Annotated in this window: 19 protein-coding genes; 2 read left to right on the forward strand and 17 right to left on the reverse strand. The window is 39.2% G+C overall.

Annotation, left to right across the window (positions count from 1 at the left end):
- Positions 1-8 precede the first annotated feature (8 nt).
- Positions 9-1100 (reverse strand): extracellular solute-binding protein, encoded by a 1092-nt coding sequence (locus ACIROD_RS22205; protein ID WP_101224848.1) that lies wholly within the window; start codon positions 1098-1100, stop codon positions 9-11.
- Positions 1100-2326 (reverse strand): ROK family transcriptional regulator, encoded by a 1227-nt coding sequence (locus ACIROD_RS22210; protein WP_230177824.1) that lies wholly within the window; start codon positions 2324-2326, stop codon positions 1100-1102. The genes ACIROD_RS22205 and ACIROD_RS22210 overlap by 1 nt, the downstream gene beginning before the upstream one ends.
- Positions 2327-2582: 256 nt before the next feature.
- On the opposite strand from ACIROD_RS22210, the gene ACIROD_RS22215 reads away from it, so the two are divergent.
- Positions 2583-5090: an NEW3 domain-containing protein gene (locus tag ACIROD_RS22215; RefSeq protein WP_402944373.1), complete on the forward strand. Its 2508-nt coding sequence runs from the start codon at positions 2583-2585 to the stop codon at positions 5088-5090.
- A gap of 231 nt (positions 5091-5321) precedes the next feature.
- Here the strand turns inward: ACIROD_RS22215 and ACIROD_RS22220 are convergent, their stop codons facing one another.
- The 9 genes from ACIROD_RS22220 to ACIROD_RS22260 all read right to left on the reverse strand — a co-directional run bounded on the left by ACIROD_RS22220 (position 5322) and on the right by ACIROD_RS22260 (position 14705).
- Positions 5322-6056, reverse strand: a complete 735-nt coding sequence (locus tag ACIROD_RS22220) for an amino acid ABC transporter ATP-binding protein (RefSeq protein WP_101224851.1) — start codon at positions 6054-6056, stop codon at positions 5322-5324.
- Positions 6053-6697, reverse strand: coding sequence for an amino acid ABC transporter permease (locus tag ACIROD_RS22225; RefSeq protein ID WP_076370951.1), 645 nt, complete (start codon positions 6695-6697; stop codon positions 6053-6055). The genes ACIROD_RS22220 and ACIROD_RS22225 overlap by 4 nt, the downstream gene beginning before the upstream one ends.
- 64 nt (positions 6698-6761) lie before the next feature.
- Positions 6762-7538 (reverse strand): transporter substrate-binding domain-containing protein, encoded by a 777-nt coding sequence (locus ACIROD_RS22230; RefSeq protein ID WP_260356549.1) that lies wholly within the window; start codon positions 7536-7538, stop codon positions 6762-6764.
- Positions 7539-7922: 384 nt separating this feature from the next.
- On the reverse strand, positions 7923-8738 hold the full coding sequence (gene nikE / locus ACIROD_RS22235; protein WP_402944377.1) for a nickel import ATP-binding protein NikE: 816 nt from the start codon (positions 8736-8738) through the stop codon (positions 7923-7925).
- A 33-nt stretch (positions 8739-8771) separates the two neighbouring features.
- Positions 8772-9599, reverse strand: coding sequence for a nickel import ATP-binding protein NikD (nikD, locus tag ACIROD_RS22240; protein ID WP_402944380.1), 828 nt, complete (start codon positions 9597-9599; stop codon positions 8772-8774).
- A gap of 18 nt (positions 9600-9617) precedes the next feature.
- Positions 9618-10448: a nickel ABC transporter permease subunit NikC gene (nikC, locus tag ACIROD_RS22245; protein ID WP_101224855.1), complete on the reverse strand. Its 831-nt coding sequence runs from the start codon at positions 10446-10448 to the stop codon at positions 9618-9620.
- On the reverse strand, positions 10445-11389 hold the full coding sequence (nikB, locus tag ACIROD_RS22250) for a nickel ABC transporter permease subunit NikB (protein WP_101224856.1): 945 nt from the start codon (positions 11387-11389) through the stop codon (positions 10445-10447). The genes nikC and nikB overlap by 4 nt, the downstream gene beginning before the upstream one ends.
- Positions 11390-11406: 17 nt before the next feature.
- Entirely contained in the window at positions 11407-13032 is a 1626-nt protein-coding gene (gene nikA, locus ACIROD_RS22255; RefSeq protein WP_402944384.1) for a nickel ABC transporter substrate-binding protein, read from the reverse strand.
- 335 nt (positions 13033-13367) lie between these two features.
- The gene (locus ACIROD_RS22260; protein ID WP_230177831.1) at positions 13368-14705 is read right to left on the reverse strand and encodes a YjiH family protein; all 1338 of its coding nucleotides are present in this window, start codon (positions 14703-14705) and stop codon (positions 13368-13370) included.
- Positions 14706-15590: 885 nt separating this feature from the next.
- Between ACIROD_RS22260 and ACIROD_RS22265 the strand changes: the two genes are divergently transcribed.
- Positions 15591-16643, forward strand: a complete 1053-nt coding sequence (locus ACIROD_RS22265; RefSeq protein WP_260356545.1) for a potassium channel family protein — start codon at positions 15591-15593, stop codon at positions 16641-16643.
- A 366-nt stretch (positions 16644-17009) separates the two neighbouring features.
- Here the strand turns inward: ACIROD_RS22265 and ACIROD_RS22270 are convergent, their stop codons facing one another.
- The 6 genes from ACIROD_RS22270 to ACIROD_RS22295 all read right to left on the reverse strand — a co-directional run bounded on the left by ACIROD_RS22270 (position 17010) and on the right by ACIROD_RS22295 (position 24539).
- Positions 17010-18515: a malate:quinone oxidoreductase gene (locus ACIROD_RS22270; protein ID WP_101224860.1), complete on the reverse strand. Its 1506-nt coding sequence runs from the start codon at positions 18513-18515 to the stop codon at positions 17010-17012.
- Between the two features lie 617 nt (positions 18516-19132).
- The gene (coaA, locus tag ACIROD_RS22275; protein ID WP_402944388.1) at positions 19133-20053 is read right to left on the reverse strand and encodes a type I pantothenate kinase; all 921 of its coding nucleotides are present in this window, start codon (positions 20051-20053) and stop codon (positions 19133-19135) included.
- Between the two features lie 96 nt (positions 20054-20149).
- Positions 20150-20443: an RNA polymerase alpha subunit C-terminal domain-containing protein gene (locus ACIROD_RS22280; protein ID WP_101224862.1), complete on the reverse strand. Its 294-nt coding sequence runs from the start codon at positions 20441-20443 to the stop codon at positions 20150-20152.
- 178 nt (positions 20444-20621) lie between these two features.
- Positions 20622-22016, reverse strand: coding sequence for an amino acid permease (locus ACIROD_RS22285; RefSeq protein ID WP_101224863.1), 1395 nt, complete (start codon positions 22014-22016; stop codon positions 20622-20624).
- Between the two features lie 328 nt (positions 22017-22344).
- On the reverse strand, positions 22345-23304 hold the full coding sequence (locus tag ACIROD_RS22290; RefSeq protein ID WP_101224864.1) for an L-threonine 3-dehydrogenase: 960 nt from the start codon (positions 23302-23304) through the stop codon (positions 22345-22347).
- 44 nt (positions 23305-23348) lie between these two features.
- Positions 23349-24539, reverse strand: a complete 1191-nt coding sequence (locus ACIROD_RS22295) for a glycine C-acetyltransferase (protein ID WP_402944394.1) — start codon at positions 24537-24539, stop codon at positions 23349-23351.
- Between the last annotated feature and the right edge of the window lie 196 nt (positions 24540-24735).

Below are 24735 nucleotides of genomic sequence, written 5' to 3' on the forward strand. Positions count from 1 at the left end.
ACACTTCCTTATTCTTTAATTTCTTTATCTCCACTTTTAATATTTTCGTCCCAATATTTCATCCACTCGTCACCTTTTTCCTCGAATGCATTCCAATCAATATCCATCGCTTTAATTTCCGTTTCCGTGATCCATTCAGGTAAATCCTTCACATCACTTCTGGTCGGAATCCTGTAAAATTCCTCTGCCAAAGTTTTTGCGGCTTCAGGTGAATTCACGAACTCATAAAAGGCTTCAGCCGCTTTTGGATGCTTGGCACCTTCAACGATGGCGATACCTTCTGTCAATACAGGTGTTCCGCTCTTCGGAATGACAAACTCGAACGGATAATTTTTATTTTCCTTCAGCATGACAACATCCGGCATTGCCCAAACGGAAAGTGAGCCCTCTCCTTTGGCTACCTTGTTATACATCATTTCCGGGTTTGCTGAATATTCCTTTGTGTTTTGATCGAGCTTCTTTAACCAGTCATACCCTTCTTTTGGATCATTTGTATCCTTATACGTACGATAGATCATCGCAGAAAAAATTGTCCTCATCGTTCCGGAGGCTAACGGATAACGGATGATGATTTCGTCTTTCCACTTCGGATCAAGCAGCTCATCCCAATCTTTCGGTACCTCATCCTTCGATAGTTCTTTGCTGTTGTACATGATGACTTCCGGTGTCTGGCTCGTTCCCGTCCAATACCATTCCGGATCGTGGAATCCTTCATCAAGACTATCGGAATAACTAGGCTTATAAGCAGCCAGCAGCCCATCAGCCTTCGCTTGATTGAAGTTCGTGGAAGGTGCCCCCCACCAAACGTCTGCCTGCGGATTACTTTTCTCTGATCGAACGCGGTCAAGGATTTCCTGGGACCCCATATCAAGCCACTCAACATCAATACCATACTCATCTTCGAACTGCTTTTCGAATTTTGATAAAATATCTTTGCCATGCGGTGAATAAACAACGATCTTATCTTCCAGCTCACCCTTTTTTCCGTTGGCACCGCCAGCATCCGAATTCGTTTTCGTATCTGTACCGTTACATCCTGAAATCAATAGTGCTGCCGATAAGGCCATTACTGAAACAAACGACTTTTTCCTACTTTTCATTAATACTCCCCCTCATCCCGAAAATTCAAAATGCCATCATGCTCCCTTAAGAATAAGGAAACCGCGCCTAGTACTCCTGCGTTTTCTCCCAATTGTGAAGTTTTCATTTCTACTAAACTAGGAAGATATCGATCAACGATCTCCCGAATTCTAGGTAAAATGTATTCAGATGAATTTAATACACCACCTCCTAAAATGATTACTTCTGGATTTAGCAAACTGGCCGCATTGACAATTCCGCACGCTAAATGTTCGATGGCTTCATTTATGACGGCCATTGCAGTCGTGTCTCCTTTTTTTGCTGACAAAAAGGCATCCTCCCCCGATAGTTCGGAAGATTTGGCCCGTTCGAATAAAAGATGATGAGGATCCTTGAGGACCTCCCTGGTAAAATGGCTGCCTATCGACTTTCCTCCTGCGACACTTTCCAAATAGCCGTATCTATGGAAAATCGGCTTGAATTCACGCTTCATATCCTCTTTGTCCGTTACCATATATCCCATTTCCCCAGCTGCACTGGAAGCCCCTCTGTATAACTGGTTGTTCAAGATGATTCCGCTTCCTATCCCCGTGCCAACCGCAATGAACAGCAAATTCCGCTTATTTTGTGCATTACCCAGCCACTGTTCACCTAGTGCAGCCGCGTTTACATCATTGTCCAGAAAAATGGGGAAATCAAAATACCGCTTCGCTTCGGCTATGAACGGATATTGTACCCAGCCTAAACTCGGTGCCTCTATTACTAATCCGCTTGCCGTTTGCGTTATACCAGGGATCCCGACTCCCATCCCCAATATCCTGCCCTTCGCAATCTGATTCTTGGCAATTAACCGTTCCGTTTCAATCGCCATTTGTTTAAGAAGCCCTGATTTTAAATAGGTGTTGGTTGAAAAGCTAGTGTCGGCAAGGATGTTGCCGCTTAAATCACTTAAAACGATTTTCACTTTCGTCCCGCCTATATCGACCCCAATGATATAGGCTGCCTTTTCATTAAAAAAGAGCTGGATGGGCCTTCTCCCGCCTTGAGAGGAGGATTCTCCTATTCCTTTCTCAAATACCCATTTCTCCTGTATAAGTTCATCCACAGCCAGAGAAACAGTTGGTTTACTTAGCTGAAGCTTAACGGCGATTTCAGCTCTTGAAATGGGCGAGCATTCCTGGATGCATTGAATGATTCTTTTTTTATTGACATATTTTTGATGACTGGGTGGTCTTTTAAAACTCATCACATCACGGCCTTACATCATTTAGTTAGTAAATCTTCCTAATTAAGTAAAAATATAACTTAAATAAATTCAGTGCACAAGTTATTTTTCTGAACATTTAAAATGTTAAACTTTTAATAGTTACTTCGAATCATTTACATTTATAACCATTAATGCTATTTATTAGATAAGTTTTTTTCGTCTGGTTAGTTAGAAAATATTACTAACCTACATTTTTTTTAGGTGTCTTAAAAAGTTGAAGGGGGTTAAAAGATTAATGAAAAAAGCTCTGTTATCGCTGCTTTCCCTTTTGTTGGTTCTTGCATTATTGCCGCCTGGAGGCAGCGCTGCAAATCCTGAGGAAGCCAACGTTGAGTTATGGAATGCGGTCAAGCCGCTCGAGACGACCGTGACATTCTTGAACAGCGGTGCCCATCCAGATGATGAACGCAGTGACTTTCTCGCTTATCTATCGAGAGGGTTAGGGGTAAAGACATCCAGCCTGATTGCAAACCGTGGTGAAGGAGGACAAAATGAAATTGGGGATGAACTGGACAATGCTCTTGGAATCATCCGTTCGAGGGAAATGATTGAAGCTGCGAAAATAACCGGGGTTAAGGCCTATCATCTAAGTGAAACTACCTCAGATCCCATTTATGATTTCGGCTTCTCTAAAACACCAGAGGAAACATTAGAAAAGTGGGGCGAAGAACTCACCTATGAACGGCTTATCCGCTTTATTCGGACCTATCAGCCGGATATATTGATGCCCTCCTTTCAAAATGATGATACCCAGCATGGACATCATCGAACAATGACAATCTTAAGTGAACGTGCCTTTAAGGATGCGTCCGACCCAACTGTGTTTCCGCAACAATTGAAACAAGGGCTATCCGTATGGCAAGTGAAAAAGTTATATTTGCCCGTTTCATCGGCAGATCAAGCAACCACTTCGATTGAAATCGGTAAATATGACCCAATATACAATATGACTTATCCACAGCTGGGAGAACAATCCCGCTATCTGCATAAAAGCCAAGGCATGGGTTCTGATATCCCGGCAGCACCCCGCCAGATCCATCTGGATTTGAAGCAAAGCGCCGTCGATACAAAAAACCAGTCGGACCTTTTTGCAGGTGTACCTTACAATTTTACTGAATGGGCAGAAAAACTCCCCCGCTCAGCTTCAAAATTAAAAGGTGAATTTAAATACCTGCAACGGAATTTGGACGCTGTTATTACGGCTTATCCCAATGAAAAACGTGTTTTTTCAATATCCCAAAATGCTCTTTCAAATGTTCGGTCAATTACTGCGCAAGTCAAAAAGGCAAAGCTAAGCCCTGCCATTAAGAACGACTTGCTTCATAAGCTCTCATTAAAAGAAGAGCAATTGCAAAACGTCAGTTATGTCTCCTCAGGACTCGAAGTTCAAGCTAAAGCAGCTTCAAAGATCCTGACGAAAGGCCAAAAAACGTACGTAACCGTAACCGTGAAGAATAACGGGAAACAAACCTTGAAAAAAGTCGCTGCTGCATTGAACTTACCTAAAGGATGGAAGATCAAAACTAAAGCTAAAGATGTCAATCTAGCACCAAATAAATCAGCGACAATGACCTATCTGGTTGAAGTCCCTGAAGATGCAGCCTATTACCATGCCTATGATGAATCAACCATTACGACCAGCATTTCTTATAAATACGGCAGCACAAAAACTTCCATCAAGGAGGAAGTGGATGGAACGATCGCTGTCCTTCCCGACGTTGGCCTTACCCTATCTCCTGAAGATATCGTCGTAAATACAGCAGATGTAAAAGAGGAAGTCCCAGTGACGGTAACCTTGAAAAACTATACAGAAGGAAAAGCATCGGCAAAGGTCGCTTTAAAAGCCCCTGAAAATTGGGGAGTTCATCCCAAAAATGTCACTGTATCATTTAAAGAAAAATCAGAAGAAAGACAAGTGAAGTTCACCCTCAGACCGGCGATGGCAATACAAAACGGCGAATATCAGGTGAAGGCAGCTGCTACTGTCAATGGGAAAAGCTTTGATTCGACCATTCAGGAAATTTCCTATGACCATATCGGAACATTCTATTACAAATACCCAGCAGCTATCAATACCGTTGCATTTGAGCTTTTGAAGCCAGCTTCATTAAAAGTGGGGTACATTGAAAGCGGATTCGATAAAGTGGCAGATTACTTAAGCAATGCAGGTCTGAACATTACGAAGTTAACTGCAGCTGATTTAGCTGAAGGTGATTTAAGTCAATATGACACGATCGTTACAGGCATCCGTGCCTATCTATCGAGGGAAGATTTAAAGGCAAATAACGCGCGCTTACTTGAATATGTGGAAAATGGCGGCCATCTCGTCGTGCAATACCATAAACCGGGTGATGGATGGGATGCAATGAAGACTGCTCCATATCCTCTTACCCTCGGGAATCCTTCCATTCGCTGGCGGGTAACCGATGAAAAAGCCACGATAAACGTGTCGAAGCCAGAATCAGCGCTTTTTAACTATCCGAATAAAATAACAAGTGATGACTGGAGCAATTGGGTCCAAGAAAGAGGATTGTATTTCCCAATGGAATGGGATGAACGATATGAAACATTCATTTCCATGGCTGATCCAAATGAAGAACCATTTGATGGCGGAATTCTCATGGCTAAATACGGTAATGGCACCTACCTCTACACCAACCTTGTGCTATATAGGCAAATTCAAGGCCAAGTTCCAGGCGGATATCGAATCATGACGAACTTGATTAGTTACGGTGCCAAGTAAAAAAAGAAGAAACCTATGCATGTGTCGAATGCATAGGTTTTTCTTTTTTTGATGTTTACCAATTGAAGCCATCGCCTCACTGATTCCTGCTCTAAAAACAAAAAAAGTTATGCACAAAGATGAAGGAAAGGCTCCATGCGTTTGGGTTTCCCCTCATTTCCCGCATTCCTTTGTCCACACTTCATGCACAACTTCATTCATGATTTACATCATCTCTTATAGTGCTTTCCGTTAAAGCACTTTGCTCAAGAATGCTTTCGTTCTTTCGTGCTGAGGGTTACCGAATAATTCATTCGGCTCATTTTCTTCCACGATATACCCTCCATCCATGAATATCACCCTGTCCCCGACTTCCCGGGCAAAGCCCATTTCATGCGTAACAACGACCATTGTCATGCCTTCTTTTGCAAGTTGTTTCATTACCTCCAAAACATCGCCGACCATTTCAGGGTCAAGGGCCGAAGTCGGTTCATCAAATAGCATGATCTTCGGATTCATCGCCAATGCCCTTGCGATCGCGACCCGCTGTTTTTGTCCGCCGGAAAGTTCCCCTGGATAGCTATTTGCTTTTTCCTTTAGACCAACCTTATCCAATAACTCAAGCGCTAACCTTCTCGCTTCCGCTTTATCGGTGGCACGAATTTTAATAGGACCCAAGGTTATGTTCTCCAAAACGGTTTTATGGGGAAATAGATTGAAATGTTGAAAAACCATTCCAACCTCTTGCCGGACTTTGTTTATATTGATTTTCCTTTTAGGATCGGTTATATCATGTCCGTTAATGACCACCTCACCGCCCGTAACTTCCTCAAGGAGATTCAGGCAACGCAGGAAGGTACTCTTTCCAGATCCAGAAGGGCCTATTACGCAAATTACTTCCTTTTCCTGCACTTCTGCGTTGATATCTTTTAAAACCTCGACAGTTCCAAATGATTTTCTCAGGTTTTTTACAGTAATGATGCTCATCGAACTTGTACCCTCCTTTCTATGAAATTAGCAATTAGGGTTAACAAATAGATGATGATAAAGTAAATCACACCAACGGCCAGCCAAATCTTGAACGCTTCAAAGGTTGCCGAAGCTTGAATCTGACCTTGCTGGGTTAAATCGGCTATACCAATGACGGATAATAGAGAAGTGTCTTTCAAGCTGATGATCGATTGGTTCGTAATGGTAGGGAGCATCCTTCTGAAGGCTTGCGGAAGCACGACATATCTCATTGTTTGGGTTCCAGTGAACCCGATGGATCTTGCCGCTTCCGTTTGTCCTTTATCGATGGATTGTATCCCAGCCCTTATTATTTCAGCAAAATATGCCCCTGCATTGATTGCAACGGTAATTATACCAGCTGTTGTACTGTCCAAAGAAATCAAATTCAGTGAATTCACACCAAAATAGATAAAAAATAACTGAACGATGAACGGTGTCCCTCGTATCGCATCCACATAAACCTTTGCAATCCAGTTCAAGATTTTGATGGGGGCAAGTCGCAGCAACGCGACAAGTAAACCAATCAAAAAACCTAGGATAATGGCAATCACAAAGATATAAAGTGTCACCTGAAGTCCTTTTAATAAAATAGGCAATGCCGCAACAATTATATCCATTTCTTTCACCCCTTTGAAAAAGAAAGCGCGCCATAAGCGCGCTTATTGAGCTTTAATCTATTGTTTATTCACCAAGATACGTTTTTATTATTTCATCATACGTGCCGTCTTTTTTAAGATTGGCAAGTCCATCATTTATTTTCTTCAATAGATCTTCGTTTTGCCCTTTCAATACAGCAATTCCATATTGGTCACCATTCAAACGGTCACCTACGATTTTCAACCCAAGATCTTTTTGGGCGATCGCATAGGAGATAACCGGGTAATCTTCTATAAGGGCATCTGCGTTTCCGTTGGCCACTTCCTGGAACATCGCTGGACTATCATTGAATTGAACAACTTTAATTCCTAGTTTCGTAGCATTATCCTGTGCATATTTAGCACCTGTTGTTCCTTTTTTCACTGCAATGGTTTTTCCTTTAAGATCTTTAACAGTTTTAGTGCTTGTATTCTCTTTTTTAACAACAATCGTTAATCCTGCATCAAAATACGGAGTCGAGAAATCCACTACCTTTTTTCTTTCCTCTGTAATGCTCATTCCCGCAATGGCCACATCAAGCTGATTGGCTTGCATAGCCGGGATGATTCCACCGAAATCCATTGGAGACAATTTGATTTTAAAATCCTGGTCTTTTGCGATTGCATTGATCAATTCAATATCAATACCTTTATAGTCGTTCCCCTCTTTAAATTCAAAAGGAGGATAAGTCGTATCCACACCAACTTTATATACCTTTTCAGGTTTCTTTTCCTCACCTGCATTTTTTTCTTCATTGGTTCCACAAGCCGAGATAAAGATAGTTAGAATCAAAAACATACTAAGTAAACCAAGTTTCTTCATTCAAATCACTCCAATTCTTAAATTATACGTGATAATAAATAATTCTCCCTATAATATAGCATAAGAATAAAGTATTATAATATGAATTTTTAGAATAAATATTATTTTCTCCAAATAATTTTTATGGATGTTTTTCCTAATATTGTTTCAGTGATGGAAAATAGAAAAAGGATATGGTTTACCAGGTCAGTTTTTGAAATCCCTAATAGGAGACACCCATTTAAGATCATTGGAAGATTGATTATCGATGCAACAAATAAAAGGAACCATTATGGTTCCTTTTATGCCCTCCAATATGTGCTTCAGAAGCAATATAAACAAGAGCCCCGATTATCAAACTGAAATCGAGGCCTTCTAATCAATAAATATCCTTCTAGACTAAGTCTAGTTAGTCCTCGTCGGAAGAGAACGAAAACGCGGATGCTCAGCGAGTATAGAACTTCTCATCTGTTTAACGACAGGATGTTCTGACGAAAAAAACTGATCTTTAGAATTGTAATGCTCGATTAATTCTCCTTTTTCCAGTACACCCAAAGTATCAGAGATTGAATAAGCCGCTTTAATATCATGTGTAATAAATAGATAAGATAAGCCGAAGTCTTTTTTCAACTCACTTAATAATTCTAAAATCAGTGTTTGATTAACCATATCCAGACTGCTTACGGATTCGTCCAAGACGATTAGCAGTGGCTTAAGAGAGATTGCTCTAGCAATATTAATCCTTTGCAATTGTCCACCGCTAAATTGGTGTGGGTATTTTTTCAAATCCTTCTCACTTAGGCCCACTCTTTCCAATAACTCAATAACCGTTCTTTTTTGTTCGGCTACGGTTAGTTTTTCATAGTTTTCTAATGGCTCGCCTATAATACTTTCGGCTGTCATTCGTGGATTGACAGCTGAATATGAATCCTGAAAGACGACTTGTAGATCTCGGCGTATCTTTTGTCGGGTGAGCTTATCAGCAGTATAGATATCATGCCCTTGAAACAGAACCTGTCCCTGCTGTGGACGTTCTAAACCAAGAATCACTTTTCCTAATGTACTTTTTCCAGCTCCACTCGTGCCAAGTAGCCCTAAACATGTTCCTTCATCAATAGAGAGGGAAATGTCAGTGAGTACTTTTTTAGAAGGCTCTTTCCATTTTAAAAACGTATGAGAATTATAGCTATGAGTTACTGCTTTTACTTGTAATAAACTCATTTATTCACCCCTCAAAAGAATGCAGTCCATATATCACAACATATGGGTGATAGGTTCTTCATGTTTAATGCTAAGGCGGGCATTTAGCAGTTTCTTGGTATACTCATGCTGCGGATTATCAAATAATTCAAATACATTTGCAGTTTCTACAATTCTGCCATGTTGCATAACGACTACATCATCTGCCATTTCAGAAATTACTCCTAAATCATGAGAAATGAGTAAAATGGATGTTCCATATTCAGAACGAATTTTATCCAAGTGGCGAAGTACTTGTAATTGGTTATGAACGTCGAGTGCAGTTGTCGGCTCATCAGCAATAATAACGGTAGGATTTAAACATGCGGCCATCGCAATCATCACGCGTTGAAGCATACCTCCACTCAATTGAAAAGGATAGCTTTTTAATAGTGTCGCGGGATCTGGCAGGTTTACATTTTGCATCGCATCGATGGCAAGCTCTTTTGCTTGTTTTTTATTCAATGAGGTATGAGACCTAATCGTTTCGATAAATTGATTGCCAATTGTAAAAACAGGCGTAAATGCATTCATCGGATTTTGCATAATAAAGGCAATATCCTTGCCACGGATTTCACGTATTTCTTTATCGTCCAAACCATTCAATTCTCGTCCTTGGAGGGTAATGCTCCCTTTAATTGTCGTTGTTTTCCGCTCAAGAAGCTGTAGAATGGACATACTCGTAACTGTTTTACCACTCCCACTTTCCCCAACAAGACCCAATACCTTCCCTTTTTCCAGTTCAAAATTAATATCCTGAACGAGGGTGGAAGCACCTTCCTTTGTTTGTACTTGTACATGTAGATCGCTCACTGTTAATACATTCGACCGTTCTGTTCTCAATCTTCTCATTCCTTTTTATTAACGACGTTTGACTCCAAAACGTTCTGATAGCGCTTCGCCTAATAAATTAAAGGTGACGACAACAAGCATAATCATCAAACCTGGATATAGCATTAATTCTGGATTCGTCCGAATATAGGATTTCCCTTCATGAATCATTGCTCCCCATTCTGGTGTAGGGGGTTGCACGCCCAAACCTAGAAACGACATGGCCGATATATCCATGATGGCCCAACCCATTTCTAATGTACCCATAACAGCGAGCGGAGGAAGAACATTTGGAACAATATGTTTCTTTATTATCTTCCATTGAGAAGAACCGCTTATTTTAGCTGCCGCTATATAGTTTTGTTCTTTTAGACTAAGCACCATTCCTCGGAAAATTCTCGCATAATACACCCATTGCACAAGCATCAATGCTATGATGACCTGTTTAAGGCCAGGTCCCAATATACCAACAAGGCCAAGAATGAGCAAAAGATTCGGAAATGCCATAACACCATCACACAGTCTCATTAGCACCTGGTCCACCCATCCACCTTTATAACCAGCAATGGTTCCGACAATCAAACCGATGCCTAAAGATGAAATAAAGATTAATGTAGCAAATCCTAACGAAATGCGAGCTCCATATAAGATGCGTGATAACGTACATCGTCCTAAATGATCCGTTCCCAATGGATACTCAAAGGAAGATGGCTGTAGTTTATTAGCTAAATTGACAGCAATAGGATCATTAGGTGCAATCCATGGAGCCAAGATAGTGATGATAAATAGGAAGCATAATATTATTGAACAAAGGACAATCACTTTCTGACTTCTCATCATAATACGAAGACTTGTTATCATTGACGTTGCCCTCCTTTTCTGGAGATGCGTGGGTCGATACACATTTGGATTAGGTCAACAATCAAGTTGCTAAAAATGAATAGTCCCGCAGCTAAAAGCACATAGCATTGAATGACAGGAACATCCCGATTAAAAATAGCTTCAATGAAATAACGACCAAATCCTGGCCAGGAAAAAACCGCTTCGACGATAATGGTTCCAGTCAGCAGCTTTCCTAAATTCATCCCCAGTCCAGTAATCATAGGGGATATGGCTATTCTCAATACATGTTTTCCCATAATGACTTTTTTATGAATCCCTCTTGTGCGTGCAAAAAGGACATAAGGTTCTTGTAAATTTTCAAGAACGCTAGCGCGTAATAGTCGAGTATACAAAGCTATTAATGGCAAAGCTAAAGTAACGGAAGGAAGAACCAGATGTTGCCAAGTCCCGATTCCTTCGACAGGAAATAGGTCGAGTTTAACTGAAAAGAAAAAAATCAATAAATAACCAAGCCAAAAAGAAGGGATGGACGCCCCGAAAAAAGAGAGAAGGCGACTAAAATGGTCAATACCACTGTTTTTCTTTATGCCTGCCAAAAACCCAAGAGGGACACTGACCAGGATAGCTAATATGATGCTACCTAAAGCTAACTGAATGGTCGCTGGCATTCGATAGGTAACCTCTTCCCAAACAGGTTTATTCGAAAGATAAGATATGCCAAAATCAAATTGGCATATCTTAATAATAGAATTTACATATTGAACATGGAGGGGTTGATCTAAGCCGAACTCATGTCTTTTCTGAGCCAATATCTCATCTGTAGATTGGATATGTGCTGCAGATAAATATGCCTCAGCTGGGTCCACGGGTGAAAGGTGAATCATTCCAAACGTTAGAAGAGTGGCCAAAAGAAAGATAGGAATAATGGCCATAATTCGTTTCAAGATATAAGTGCCCATGAAAACCCTCCTGTAACTTACTTCTCGATGCTAATTCCTGTGAATGGATGTTCATCCCGGTTAGCAGGGAATGTAAAATTAGATACATCTTTTTGGTAAACAGCTATTTTCTTAATATAAGAAATAGGCACAATCGCTCCTTGGTCTTGCAGTGATTCCAAAATAGTTGAGTAAAGTTCTTGACGTTCTTTTTCATCTGTTGTTCCAGGAACATCTGCAATTTGTTTTAACAACTCATCTCTGTTCGGATAAGATGAAATGGCTTCGTTAAAACCAAACCCTTCTGAACCAACGACATTTACGAAAGTATGTGGATCATATGGAGCGCCATAGTTACTAAAGAAATTCAATTCAAAATCATTAGCTTTGAATCTTTCAATTTGTACCGTAAGCTCAACTCCAACGATATTTAATTTAACACCTAGTGCCGCCCACTCAGATTGTAATGTTTCGGCCATTGCTTTTTGAATCGATTCTGCAGAGTCGTACATTAACTCGATTTCAAGCGGCTTTCCGTCTTTCTCACGAACGTTTTTTCCTTTTGGAAGCTTCCATCCTGCTTCATCTAATAAAGCTTTTGCTTTTTCGACATTATAATCAATCGCTGTTACATCAATGTCTGAAGTATACGGGAAGTTTGTCGGTAAAATGAAATCTGCCTTCTCTTCCAACCCAGAAGTAACTCCGTCAACCATTGCTTTTTTATTAAATCCATATTGTAATGCTTGACGAACACGTAAATCTGAAAGTTGTTCTTTCTTCGTATTTATAACTAGTTGTCTTGTCGCAACCGGATCAGAAATACTAGTCTCATAGTTACCTGTTGTTTCTAATTGTTTGAAAGCATCCAGACTGATAGCACCTTCACCATAAATTAGGTCTAGGTCACCTTTTTCAAAAGCAAGAACACGGGTTTCCGCATCAGGAATGATCTTGACTTTGATTTTCTTTACTTTAGGGAGTTCACCCCAATAATTTTCATTGCGTTTGAAAATAGCATATTCATCTGCTTTATGTTCTTCCAAAACCCATGGGCCTGTACCGACTGGTTTTGTAACACCTTTTGAAGTGTCACCATCTTTAGGGAATCCAGCATCACCTAAGAATCGGACTGGACGAACGACGGCTAACTCTTGAATAGTAGGATAATACGGCTCCTTTAATGTTAGTTTAAATGTGTATTGGTCAATTACTTCCGTTTGATCCACTTTCGGAATAAAGCCCAACCAACTATGTAAATCAACATTTTTCAATATTGTATCAAAGTTCTTTTTCACAATTTCAGCATTAAAGCTCGTACCGTCAGAAAATTTCACATCATGACGGAGGTTGAACGTATATTCCTTCCCATCCTTGGAAATTTCCCAAGATTCAGCTAAATGCGGTTTCAGCTCGCCTCCATCTTGGTAGCTGACCAAAGGCTCATATATCATTGATGTAGCGAATAATTGAGAAGGATTATAGACATGCGGATTCATTTCACCTATATCCCTCGGCCAAGCCATAGTAAGCATGTCTTTACTGTCTTTATTTGAAGGTGAATTTTCTTTTGATTCATTTGTACATCCAAGTAAAAGCGTTGATAAAATTAAAACGATTGCGGATATAAATAACACTTGTTTGCTGTTTCTTCTTTTTGACATGACATTGGTTCCTCCAGTACCATATTGAGAATCTTTATCAATTCTAATGAGTAACTATATTATTGTCAATATAATGTCGAAATTCTCGAAAGATATAAATTTGTTTTGTTAGAAACATATAAACTCAACATCCTTTTCTTTGATGATGCTGTTCCAAATAATTTATTCTACGTCCCTACAAGCCTTCAAATGCCCCTCGCACCTGTACGTTCTACCATGCCTACTGATATAAAAGATTCTATTAAAAAAGGTCAACCAGTAATTTTACTGGTCGACCTTATAATACGAACGCATCCGTACGATTGTGTGATCGAATTAAGATTCGTTGATTCGTACTAAAGCAGCAATATTGCGATAGGTGCAGTAATAATTAACGTGATGAGCGTCCGTTCAAACCAGATTACAATCAACTTCGTAATGCTGATTGGGATTTCGGTTGATAGGATACAAGGTATCGTCGCTGAAAAGAACAATATGGATGATACAGATACCACGGCAATAATGAACTTAGTTACCAGAGGTGCATCAACTACGAGAAGCGCCGGCAGGAACATTTCTGCAATTCCTATAGCTGAAGCTTTTGCAGCCAAAAATGGTTCAGGTATTTGCAATGCCCAAGTAAATGGGTAAAAAAGATAGCCAAGTAAATTAAATACTGGAGTATACTCCGCTAATACAAGGCTAATGAGACCAACGGATAAAATGGACGGCAGAATGCTCATTGTCATAAGAAAACCGTCCTTTAAGTTATCCCATAAATTTCTGCCAAGACTTACCGAATTGTTTGCTCCCACCATCGCACTATACCAGGCGTTTTTGAGAAGTCCTTCTTTGATAACCTCTTCTGGATCGGCATTATCCGAATAATAATCGTCGCTCATTTTATTTAATGGCCAAATACGTACGGTAATGGCAGTGACAAGGTACGTTATCCCTAAAGAAACCCAAAAGAAAAGGGACCATATGTCCATAAGCCCGAGAGTCTTTGCTACAACAATCATGAACGTTGCTGAAACGGTTGAAAAACCAGTTGCAATAATAGCGGCTTCTTTAAGCGTATATTTTCCTTCTTTATATAGTCGATTCGTAATAAGCATACCAATGGAGTAGCTTCCTGCTAAATCAGCGACCATATCAACTGCTGAACGCCCCGGCGTTTTAAATATCGGCCTCATGATTGGCTGCATCAGTACACCCAAAAATTCAAGAAGCCCGTATCCAATGAGAAGCGCCAAAAATAGAGCACCAAAAGGAACGACAAGTCCTACAGGTATGACAAGTTTTTCGAAGAGGAAAGGACCCATACTTGGGGCCATTAACCATTCGGGCCCAATCTTGAAATATATTAAGATCGCAACAACAGCACCTATTACTTTTAAGAAAGAAAAAACTATTGATACCTTATCCTTGCTCCAGCTTTTTGAAATAAATGGATAGACAGCTCCTAATAGAATGACAATAAGAGCATAAATAGGAACGGCTGACGGCAAGGTTACTTTGATCCATGTTACTATATGATCAATTGGTATGCTTGAAACACCATTTATGGTAATAGGAATAAAAAACATAAAACTTCCTATTAAACTATATATGATAAACTTCAGTATATTAGTAGTTGATTGAATTTGCGGCTTCTCTTGTTTCGTATTTGTTGCCACATTTGGTGATCCCATAATTATTCCCCCTATTATATAATTGCATGCTGGGTAAATTCTTGGCGTCATACACACATCCGATCCTCTCATCGCTCCTGTCTCACGATTTGGTAAGGCAACAGGACCAGAATACAACGTTCGATTACGATAGGGCTTTTAGTTCTCCGCTTGCCGCCATATCGTTTAAAAATAAAATTCGGCACGCCCCCTAGCCTAACCAGCAGAATACGGGAAGAAAAGCCTTGGAACTTTATTTATTATTGGGCCAATCCTGTTTCACAAATGCCATTGCCCGTGGTGCATCGTTAGGATTCCCCAGAGCTTTCACCCTCTTCCAGCTCTTATTGAGGATTCGAAGCCAAACACTCCCAGTTATGTGCCGCTTTCCAATCCCGCCTTATACCCGCCATCTGGGGCTCAGCTATATTCCGATTGTTCATTAATATGACAAGTACTGTCTTTTGTATTCAATCCTGTTCCTTCATAAAGTCATTATTCCACTTATTGTATCCGCTTTCATTTTGATGGACCTCCTCGTTATTTAACATTCATTGTATACTGAAAATTCAAATAATAATTTTATTTTTTGATGATTATTTTATAATTTATTTACAAAAATTCATCTGATATTGTTCATTTTATAATCTATATTAAAATTAGAGCAAAATTTAATAGGAGAATACGTGGTTTTGGTGCAAAAAAACTTATACTGATTGTGTGGTCTATTAAAGTTCTGCAGATGAAACCCAATGGAATTCTCAAGATCTGCTGAACGTTATTTCAAACAGTTTTCTTTTGCTTCTTGCTTGGGTAAAAAATAGTTTTTTTACACTTACGTTTATTTAATTGTTAAATTGGGGAACTATAAATTTAATCGATGACTTGAAGACTAGGATGGGTATGATGAGAATTAAGGTAAAAAAAATAATATATTACCTGATTAAATTAAGAGGTAGAATCTTTATACCATTTGCCATTTTATACATATTAGTTGCTGCGTATGTAGCTTTTTCTATAGAGCCACAGACGTTCGAATCATATTTAACCTCAGTTTACTGGGTTCTTACAACGCTTGCTACTGTTGGTTTTGGGGACTATGCACCAGTCACCGATCTTGGAAAAGCATTTACCATTGGTCTTTACATCACTGGTATTGGGCTTGTTAGTCTTTTTATTGGAAAAATCATTAAATCTGTATATCTTATCGAAAAACGTAAAGTTGGTGGAAAAATGAAATATACAGGTAAAAATCATATCATTTTGATTGGGTGGAGTGATAAGTCAAAATCTGCACTCCAAGAAATTTTTAAATCTGATGAAACCATTGATATTGTAATCATTGATAACTTGGAAAAAGCTCCTATGATGGAGGAGCGTCTGTTTTATGTTCGCGGGGATGCCACCGATGAAGAAACATTACTCCGTGCAAATCTGCCTAAAGCAAAAGGCGTTATCATTTTTGCTGACCAAATTACACAAGATAATTATGCTACAAAGGATCCGTTACTTGTCGATGGAAAGACATTATTAGTTGCCACTGCCATAACGGCCATTGAAGAAAAAACAAATACGTCCATCCATGTCACAGCCGAGGTGATCAATCAAAAGCATATTCGTTTATTCGAGCGTGTAAAGGTGGACGAGTTTATTCCTACGCAAGAAATGATCTCCCACGCAGCAGTACGATCATTATTTTCTCATGGAGTCACCCACATGTATTCAGAACTTATGAGCACGAAATATGAGGAAACTATGTATGAGATTCCTAAACAAGATGAATGGCTAACCTATCGTGATGCGTTTATAGATCTTCTTAACAAAGGAGCCACACTGGTAGCAGATCGTGGTGATCTTAACATAAACCAAAAATTAGATGCACGAATTCCCGATGATGCACAGCTTTTCATTATTTGCGATAAAGAAACCATTTCCCAAATAAATTCAAAGATACATTAGAAGCAGAAATCTTTAGGGATGCTATAATAGCATTCCTCAGTTTGTAGCCAAGAGGGTTCTATCTAAAAGTTAGAACTAGGTTGATTGGAGCGGGTGTACGAGACTTCTTCTTAGAAAAGCGCGTCTAGAGGAGACCCCGCAGGCGCAAGCGGAGGAGGCTCCCTGACCGCCCGCGGAAAGAGATTGCCTCTCGTTCCAATCAACGTCCAAATTGTACTAGCGCCATAAACTCAATTTTCTTCGTGTTGGCCTACAAATAAGCATCCTTAAATGAATAAGGCTTTAAAACAAAAAAAGAACCTTCAATCAATGATAGATTAAAGGTTCTGTTATTTTTAATTTCAATGTTACTTCAGTATCCAAAAATTAACTATAAACTAGCTCTTTTTTTTTGCTTAGACCAAGCGTCTCTGATGTTGAAGTTTGAATTTCGTGCAGAAGCTCAGTATTTTCCATTAGTGACTCTCCATAAGAAGGAATCATTTCTTTAATTTTCGGTTCCCACTCTTCCATACGTTGCGGGAAGCATTTATTAATTACCTCAAGCATAACATGAACAGCAGTAGAAGCCCCTGGAGAAGCACCTAGCAATGCTGCAATCGAGCCATCGGATGCACTGACAACTTCCGTACCAAATTGAAGTGTACCTTTGCCGCCTTCAGCAGTATCTTTGATAACTTGTACACGTTGGCCAGCCACTACTAAATCCCAATCCTCGCTCTTAGCGTTCGGGATGAACTCTCGTAACTCTTCCATGCGCTGTTCCTTCGATAACATAACTTGCTGGATCAAGTATTTTGTCAATGGCATCTCTTTTGCGCCTGCCGCCAACATAGTTAAAACATTATTAGGTTTTACGGAAGTTATTAAATCGAGCATTGAACCTGTTTTTAAGAACTTCGGAGAGAAGCCTGCAAATGGTCCAAAAAGCAACGATTTTTTATTATCGATAAAACGTGTATCAAGATGCGGAACAGACATTGGTGGAGCACCAACTTTAGCTTTTCCGTATACTTTTCCATGATGCTGCGCAACAACTTCCGGATTATTACATACCATGAAGTATCCGCTAACTGGGAATCCGCCGATATGCTTCCCTTCAGGAATACCGGATTTTTGCAGTAAATGCAAGCTTCCTCCCCCGCCGCCGATAAAGACGAATTTAGCATTATGGCGTTCTACGCTGCCAGTATCGACATTACGCACTTTTAATTCCCATGTGCCATCGCTAGCCCGTTTAACATTATCAACACTATGTTTATATTTGATATCGACGTTTTTAGTCTTTAAGTGGTCAAACAACATGCGTGTCAAAGCACCAAAGTTAACGTCAGTACCGTAATCAATTTTTGTTGCCGCTATAGAATCATTTGATGGACGGTCTTGCATAATAAGTGGAATCCATTCCATCAGTTTTGCTGGGTCATCGGAAAACTCCATACCTTTGAACAGAGGATTTTTTGACAGCGCTTCAAAACGTTTCTTTAAGAACGCTACATTTTTATCCCCTTGTACCATACTCATATGAGGCAATGGCATGATAAAGTCTTGCGGATTATCAATCAGCTTACAGTTTACAAGATACGACCAAAACTGCAATGAAACTTGGAACTGTTCATTAATTTTAATTGCTTTGCTTATATCTATAGATCCGTCAGATTTTTCGGATGTATAGTTAAGCTCACAAAGTGCAGAATGACCCGTACCTGCATTATTCCATTCGTTAGAGCTTTCTTCTCCTGCGTTTGCAAGCTTCTCAAATACTTTGATTTCCCATTCCGGTGCTAACTCTTTCAGTAATGATCCCAAAGTCGCGCTCATGACTCCGCCGCCAATTAAGATAACGTCTGTTTGTTTCTGTATGTTGCTCATTATAACCTTCCTTATCCCCTATATTTTCAAAAAAGATGTAGGCGCTCCTGCTTAGGTGTCACAAAAAGCCAGGCACGAACAAGGAACACACCTTTTCTGTCTCCTTATAACTATATCATAGTCTATTATTATTATTTCATAGATTAAAATATTCTACTATTACTTTTTTTGTTAAAATATTGATTTTGTGAAGAAATTAGCTTAAACTTATCCGCCCCGATAGTCGCATTAAAAGATTTCTTCAGCAACTTCCCCTTATTAAAGGAAGAAACTGTTAGTGAAATAATATTGACACATCGGAAAAAGCGACTGAAAAACACATTTATTGACAAAATCAGAAGTGAAATTAGAAGGATTTGTAACCATTTCCCTAAACAATAAGTACCTTCCTGAAAATGTTAAACTCCTACCTTTTTAACTTGTATCATAAATTTCACCCAATTATTAGATATTATAACAATACCAATAATTACTGATAATTAAACCAATATAAGGTAAGACCATTGATAATTTTGCTAATTTTAAGACTTATAGCATAGTCCCTTATAAAAAATTCCTTACTTTATTGCTATTACAAAAAAATATTATTCTAATACACAATCCTTACATTCATTATATTATTTTCGCATAAAGATATTTTCAACTTTGTGTTCTGATCCCTTTTTCAAGACGAGTTTTGCCCGTCCTTTTGTCGGCAGTATATTTTCATGTAAATTTTTCAAATTGATTTCATTCCAAATTTGAGTCGCTTGTTTAATGGCCTGTTCCTTAGACAAGTTAATATAACGGTGAAAATAGGATTCAGGACTTTGAAATGCGGTCTTTTGAAGTAAAAGGAACCTTTCAACATACCATCTTTCTATGTCGATTACATCTGCATCTACATAGAGTGAGAAATCAAAAAAGTCACTGACGAATACTTGGTTTTCCTTGTCTACCTGAAGAACATTAACACCTTCCACTATTAAGATATCCGGATTACAGATAGTCTGCACTTCATTTGGCAAAATGTCATACTTCAAATGTGAGTAGATTGGAACTTCCACTTTATTTTTTCCTGCTTTTACATCTCCGATAAGATTAATTAATTTTTGAGTATCATAACTTTCAGGAAACCCTTTTCTTTTCATGAGTCCTTTTTCTTCTAAAAGATCATTTGGGTACAAAAAACCGTCGGTAGTGACAAGACCTACGTTTCTGTGATTATCCCATCTAGATAATAAAGTCTGAAGCAACCTTGCTGTCGTACTCTTTCCTACAGCAACACTCCCTGCAATCCCAATGATATAAGGTACTTTTTTAACATCAGTTTTTAAAAATGAAGTGGTGGCTGTGTTAAGCTGCTGAGATGCTTCAACATGTAAATTGATCAAACGAGTCAAGGGCAAATAAACCTCTTCTACTTCCTGAATGGATATTTCTTCATTTATTCCTTTTAAGTTATCCAATTCTTCTTCAGTTAAAGGAAGAGGAGTATGGTTTCGCAGAGATGCCCACTTTTCTCGATTGAATTCAAAATAGGGAGTATAGGAACTCATGATTTTTCGTTACCTCACTTTTTAGAGTTACTATCAGTTTAACAAGGATGATGATCATAAAAAAGATGTTCCTGATCCCTTATCCACGTAAAGTGATTAATCTTTGAATGATAACCCGCCTGTCTCCAAAGCAGCCCTAAGTTTAGGTAAAGAAGCTGGTCCCATACCGTGAAATTTCAAAATCTCTTTTTCACTATATGTTGAGAGCTGTTGTAAAGAGGTTACCCCATTGTATTCCAATGCACGTCTGGCAGGTGCCGAGAGAACTGAAAGAAATCCGGTGTCCGGTTTTCGTTCCTGCTCACATACAGGGCAGGTCGGACAATCGCTGGATTTATAGTATTTGTGTCCCTTTTCGCAAGTCCTCATATTCTTCTTTGAAGTTGTCATTGTCAACTTCCCCTTTTCTGAAGATTTTTAATCCGAACATAAAAAGTTCACACTTCACAATGAAGCAATCATTTTAATCCATTTTATCATCTCTTGTTAAAACTGAACTGCCCTTTTGGTTTCATTGGAAAAGGGCTGCCGCAGCAACCCTTTGTAAAAACCCAAAGTGAATGATAGATTAACCCACTTTATCTTCCTTAGCCTCTGCCTGAGCATTGGCTTGTACACGCTTGTCTATTCCAAAAGCGAAATAACTAATTACAACGATAGCCAGAAAACCTACTCCAACCATAAGTGATATGCGTGTGTCATCATTAAACCACATACCGATTAATACCATGACCAAGAAAGCGATGGTCAGGTAGTTTGTAACAGGTGCAAAAGGCATCTTGAATGGATGATTGTGCATTTCAGCTTTTTTGACTTTCCTGAATTTAATTTGACTGATCAGAATGACAAACCATGGAATCATTCCAGGAAGTACACTCGCACTGTATACATGCACAAATAAATTTTCTGGTGCAATATAACTTAATACAACCCCAAGTGCTAACCCGACTATCACTCCAAAAGTACCGAATAAAGGAACACCGCTATTAGATACTTTAGCAAAGAATTTTGGTGCTTGTCCATTCATCCCTAATGTGTAAAGCATGCGTCCAGCACTGTAAATACCACTATTGCAGCCAGACATAGCAGCCGTGATTACGACAAAATTAATGATTCCAGCTGCTGCCGTGATACCAACCTTCGCAAAAGTCGCAACAAATGGACTGCCAATCGCGCTTAATTGATCCCAAGGGTAAACGGTTACAATAATGAAAATTGCACCGATATAGAAGATTAAAATACGCCAAATGGTACTTTGAATCGCTTTCGTTATCGTTTCTTGCGGATTCTTTGCTTCACCAGCTGTAATCCCAATTAATTCTACACCTTGATAAGCGGCAACCACCAGTGAAAGAGCAAAGAAGAAGCCCTTCCAGCCACCTGTAAATAAACCGCCATGCTCCCAAAGATTCGATAATCCTAAGGCTTCCCCTCCGTTACCTAATCCAAAGAAGATAAGTCCAAAACCTGCAACGATCATTAAAATGATTGTCACGATTTTAATCAATGCAAACCAAAATTCAATTTCCCCAAAGGATTTAACGGAAATTAAGTTCGCTGCTCCAAGAATCACCATTGCGATTAAACCTGGAATCCAAGCAGGGAGATCAGGGAACCAATACTGCATGTACGTCCCCACTGCAATAATTTCTGCCATCCCGACAATAACCCATTGGAACCAGTTACTCCATGCTGTCATATACCCAGCCAATGGATGAATGTACTTATAACCAAATGTCGCAAATGAACCTGTACTTGGCTCCAAATACAACATTTCCCCCATTGCGCGCATGATCAAGAATATAAAAAGCCCAGATATCGCATAAGCTAACATTACAGACGGGCCTGTCCATTGGATCGTGCTGGCTGAACCCATAAATAAACCGACACCAATCGTTCCGCCCAAAGCGATCATCTGAATATGACGACCTTTCAACTCCCTATTCAAATCTTTGTTTGCCATTCCATTTCCCCCTACACTACTAATAGTCGAAATTTTTTCAAGATGCTTAATACACTCCCTATTTAGTATAGAAATGATATAGCAGGCTCCACTTTTTTTATCTTTCTTAAAGCTGCCTCATAAAATCATTCTTCACTCTTAAGCATTCTGACAGTTGGAAAGATTACCATAAAATTTCATGTTATTTCTTAATTCTGTTCAAGGTTTCATAGAAAGCGCTTACTTTTTAACGTTTATAAAAGCTCACCCCTTAAGCATTAAAATTCCCCTGTATAAAGTAACCCGAATAAAAGAGTATTGCAACTCTTTTATTCGGCTGGCAGGTTTATTATGCTGTTACTAAAAGGGACTTTATTCTCAGCTTTAACAACATATCATTCGTCATTTTCTCCAAATCATATTCCGCCTTGAATCCCCACTCTTCCTTCGCACAAGTTGAATCAATTGTATTTGGCCAACTGTCTGCAATGGATTGTCTTACAGGATCGACTTCATAATTCATGACAAATTCCGGAATATGCTTTTTAATTTCGGCTGCAATTTGCTCCGGATCAAAGCTCATGGCAGAAACATTGAAAGAATTCCGATGTTTCAATTTTGAGGCATCTGCCTCCATTAATGTAATGATGGCTGCTAAAGCGTCCGGCATATACATCATATCCATATACGTTCCCTTATCAATGTAAGAAGTATATCGCTTGTTTTTAATCGCTTCATAGTAAATTTCAACTGCATAGTCGGTAGTTCCGCCGCCAGGAGGTGTCGCATACGAAATCAGTCCCGGGAATCGAAGACCTCTCGTATCAACCCCAAATTTATGATGATAATAATCACATAATAATTCTCCGGATACTTTGTTCACGCCGTACATCGTGTTCGGCCGTTGAATGATGTCTTGCGGTGTCCAATCTTTAGGAGTGGTTGGACCAAAGGCACCAATGGAACTAGGTGTAAATAATTGGCAATCGAGTTCTCTTGCAGATTCCAAAGCATTGACCAATCCGCCCATGTTTAAATGCCAAGCTAAAAGCGGCTTCTTTTCAGCTGTTGCCGACAATAAAGCGGCTAAATGTATAATCGTATCCACTTCATGTTTTTTTGCCATGTTATACATCGCTTTTTCATCTGTAACATCCAATATCTCAAATGGACCCGATTGAGCAACATCGCTGTCCGTTTTTCGAATATCTGTTGCAATGATATTGTCAGCTCCATAAATCTCTCTCATTTTCAGCGTCAATTCTGAACCAATTTGACCTAAAGCCCCCGTTACCAAGACCTTTTTCATCAAAAATCCCTCCCCATGTTTTAAACTCTGAAACAAGCAATCTCTTATATGATCGACATCTCTTTTCCTACTTTTCCATAAATGGCAATTGCACGATCCAGCATCTCTTTTGTATGAGCAGCAGTAGGCATATTCCTCACTCTTCCTGTTCCTTTTGGAACGGTAGGGAATACGATGGATTTAGCATACACACCTTCTTCATTCAGCCTTTTGCTGAATTGCTGCGTTTTTGCTTCATCACCTATAATGCAAGGCGTAATCGGTGTTTCGCTCTCCCCGATATCAAACCCTAATTCTTTTAGGCCTTTTTTCAAATAATCGCTGTTTTCCCACAGCTTATTTTGAAGTTCTGAGCTATTCATCAAAATATCGATGGCTTCTATACTAGCTGCAACTGCTCCCGGTGTGGCAGCCGTTGAAAATAAAAATGGACGGCTTCTCACTTTTAACCAATCAATCAAATCTTTCTTTCCTGCTACATAGCCTCCAACAACACCAATGGCTTTGGATAATGTACCAATTTGGAAATCCACTTTATCCGATAATCCAAAATGTTTTACCGTTCCTGCACCATTACCTAATACACCTGAACCATGCGCATCATCAACATACGTAATTAAATCGAACTCTTCAGCTATCTTCACAATTTCAGGAAGCTTGGCAATATCCCCATCCATCGAGAAAACCCCATCGGTGATAATCATGATCTTGTTATACAATCCGGACTCCTTTGCTTGACGTGCTTTTGTCCGTAAATCGTCCATGTCGGAATGGATAAAAGGAATAATTTTCGCCTTGGATAATCGGCAACCATCAATGATTGAAGCATGATTCAGTTCATCTGAAAGAATGGCATCGTGTTTATCCATCACTCCTGAAATCGCTGCCATATTACAGTTAAATCCAGATTGATAAGCAATGGCTGCTTCTGTATGTTTAAACTCGGCAAGCTTTTCTTCTAATTTGACATGAATATCTAACGTTCCGTTGATCGTACGAACGGCACCGGCACCGACACCATATGTTTTAGTCGCTTCTATGCAAGCCTCTATTAATCGTCTATCTGTTGCTAAACCTAAATAATTATTGGATGATAAATTAATTAGCTCTCTGCCTGCAATGGTGATTACCGGACCGTTTGGACCTTCCACCGGATCAATAACGTTGTAAAGCCCCTTTTCTTTTAAATCTTCCAAATTTTCTTTCAAAAATTTATTTAATATTTCACTTGACATTTAATATACCCCCTCATTGATGGTTGGAATAAATGCAGGATCTTTATATGTTTTACCCCTATTTAAAAAAACATTGTATTTTTTCCCTTTTTTCCAAAAATACACGTGTCTTCTCCATAAACACACTCAACTTTAACGTAAATCCCTTTATACTAAGTGTTATTACAATCATAATAATTGATAATTTTAATGTTGT

The organism is Peribacillus sp. NPDC101481 (assembly GCF_044767165.1).
GTDB lineage: Bacteria > Bacillota > Bacilli > Bacillales > DSM-1321 > Peribacillus.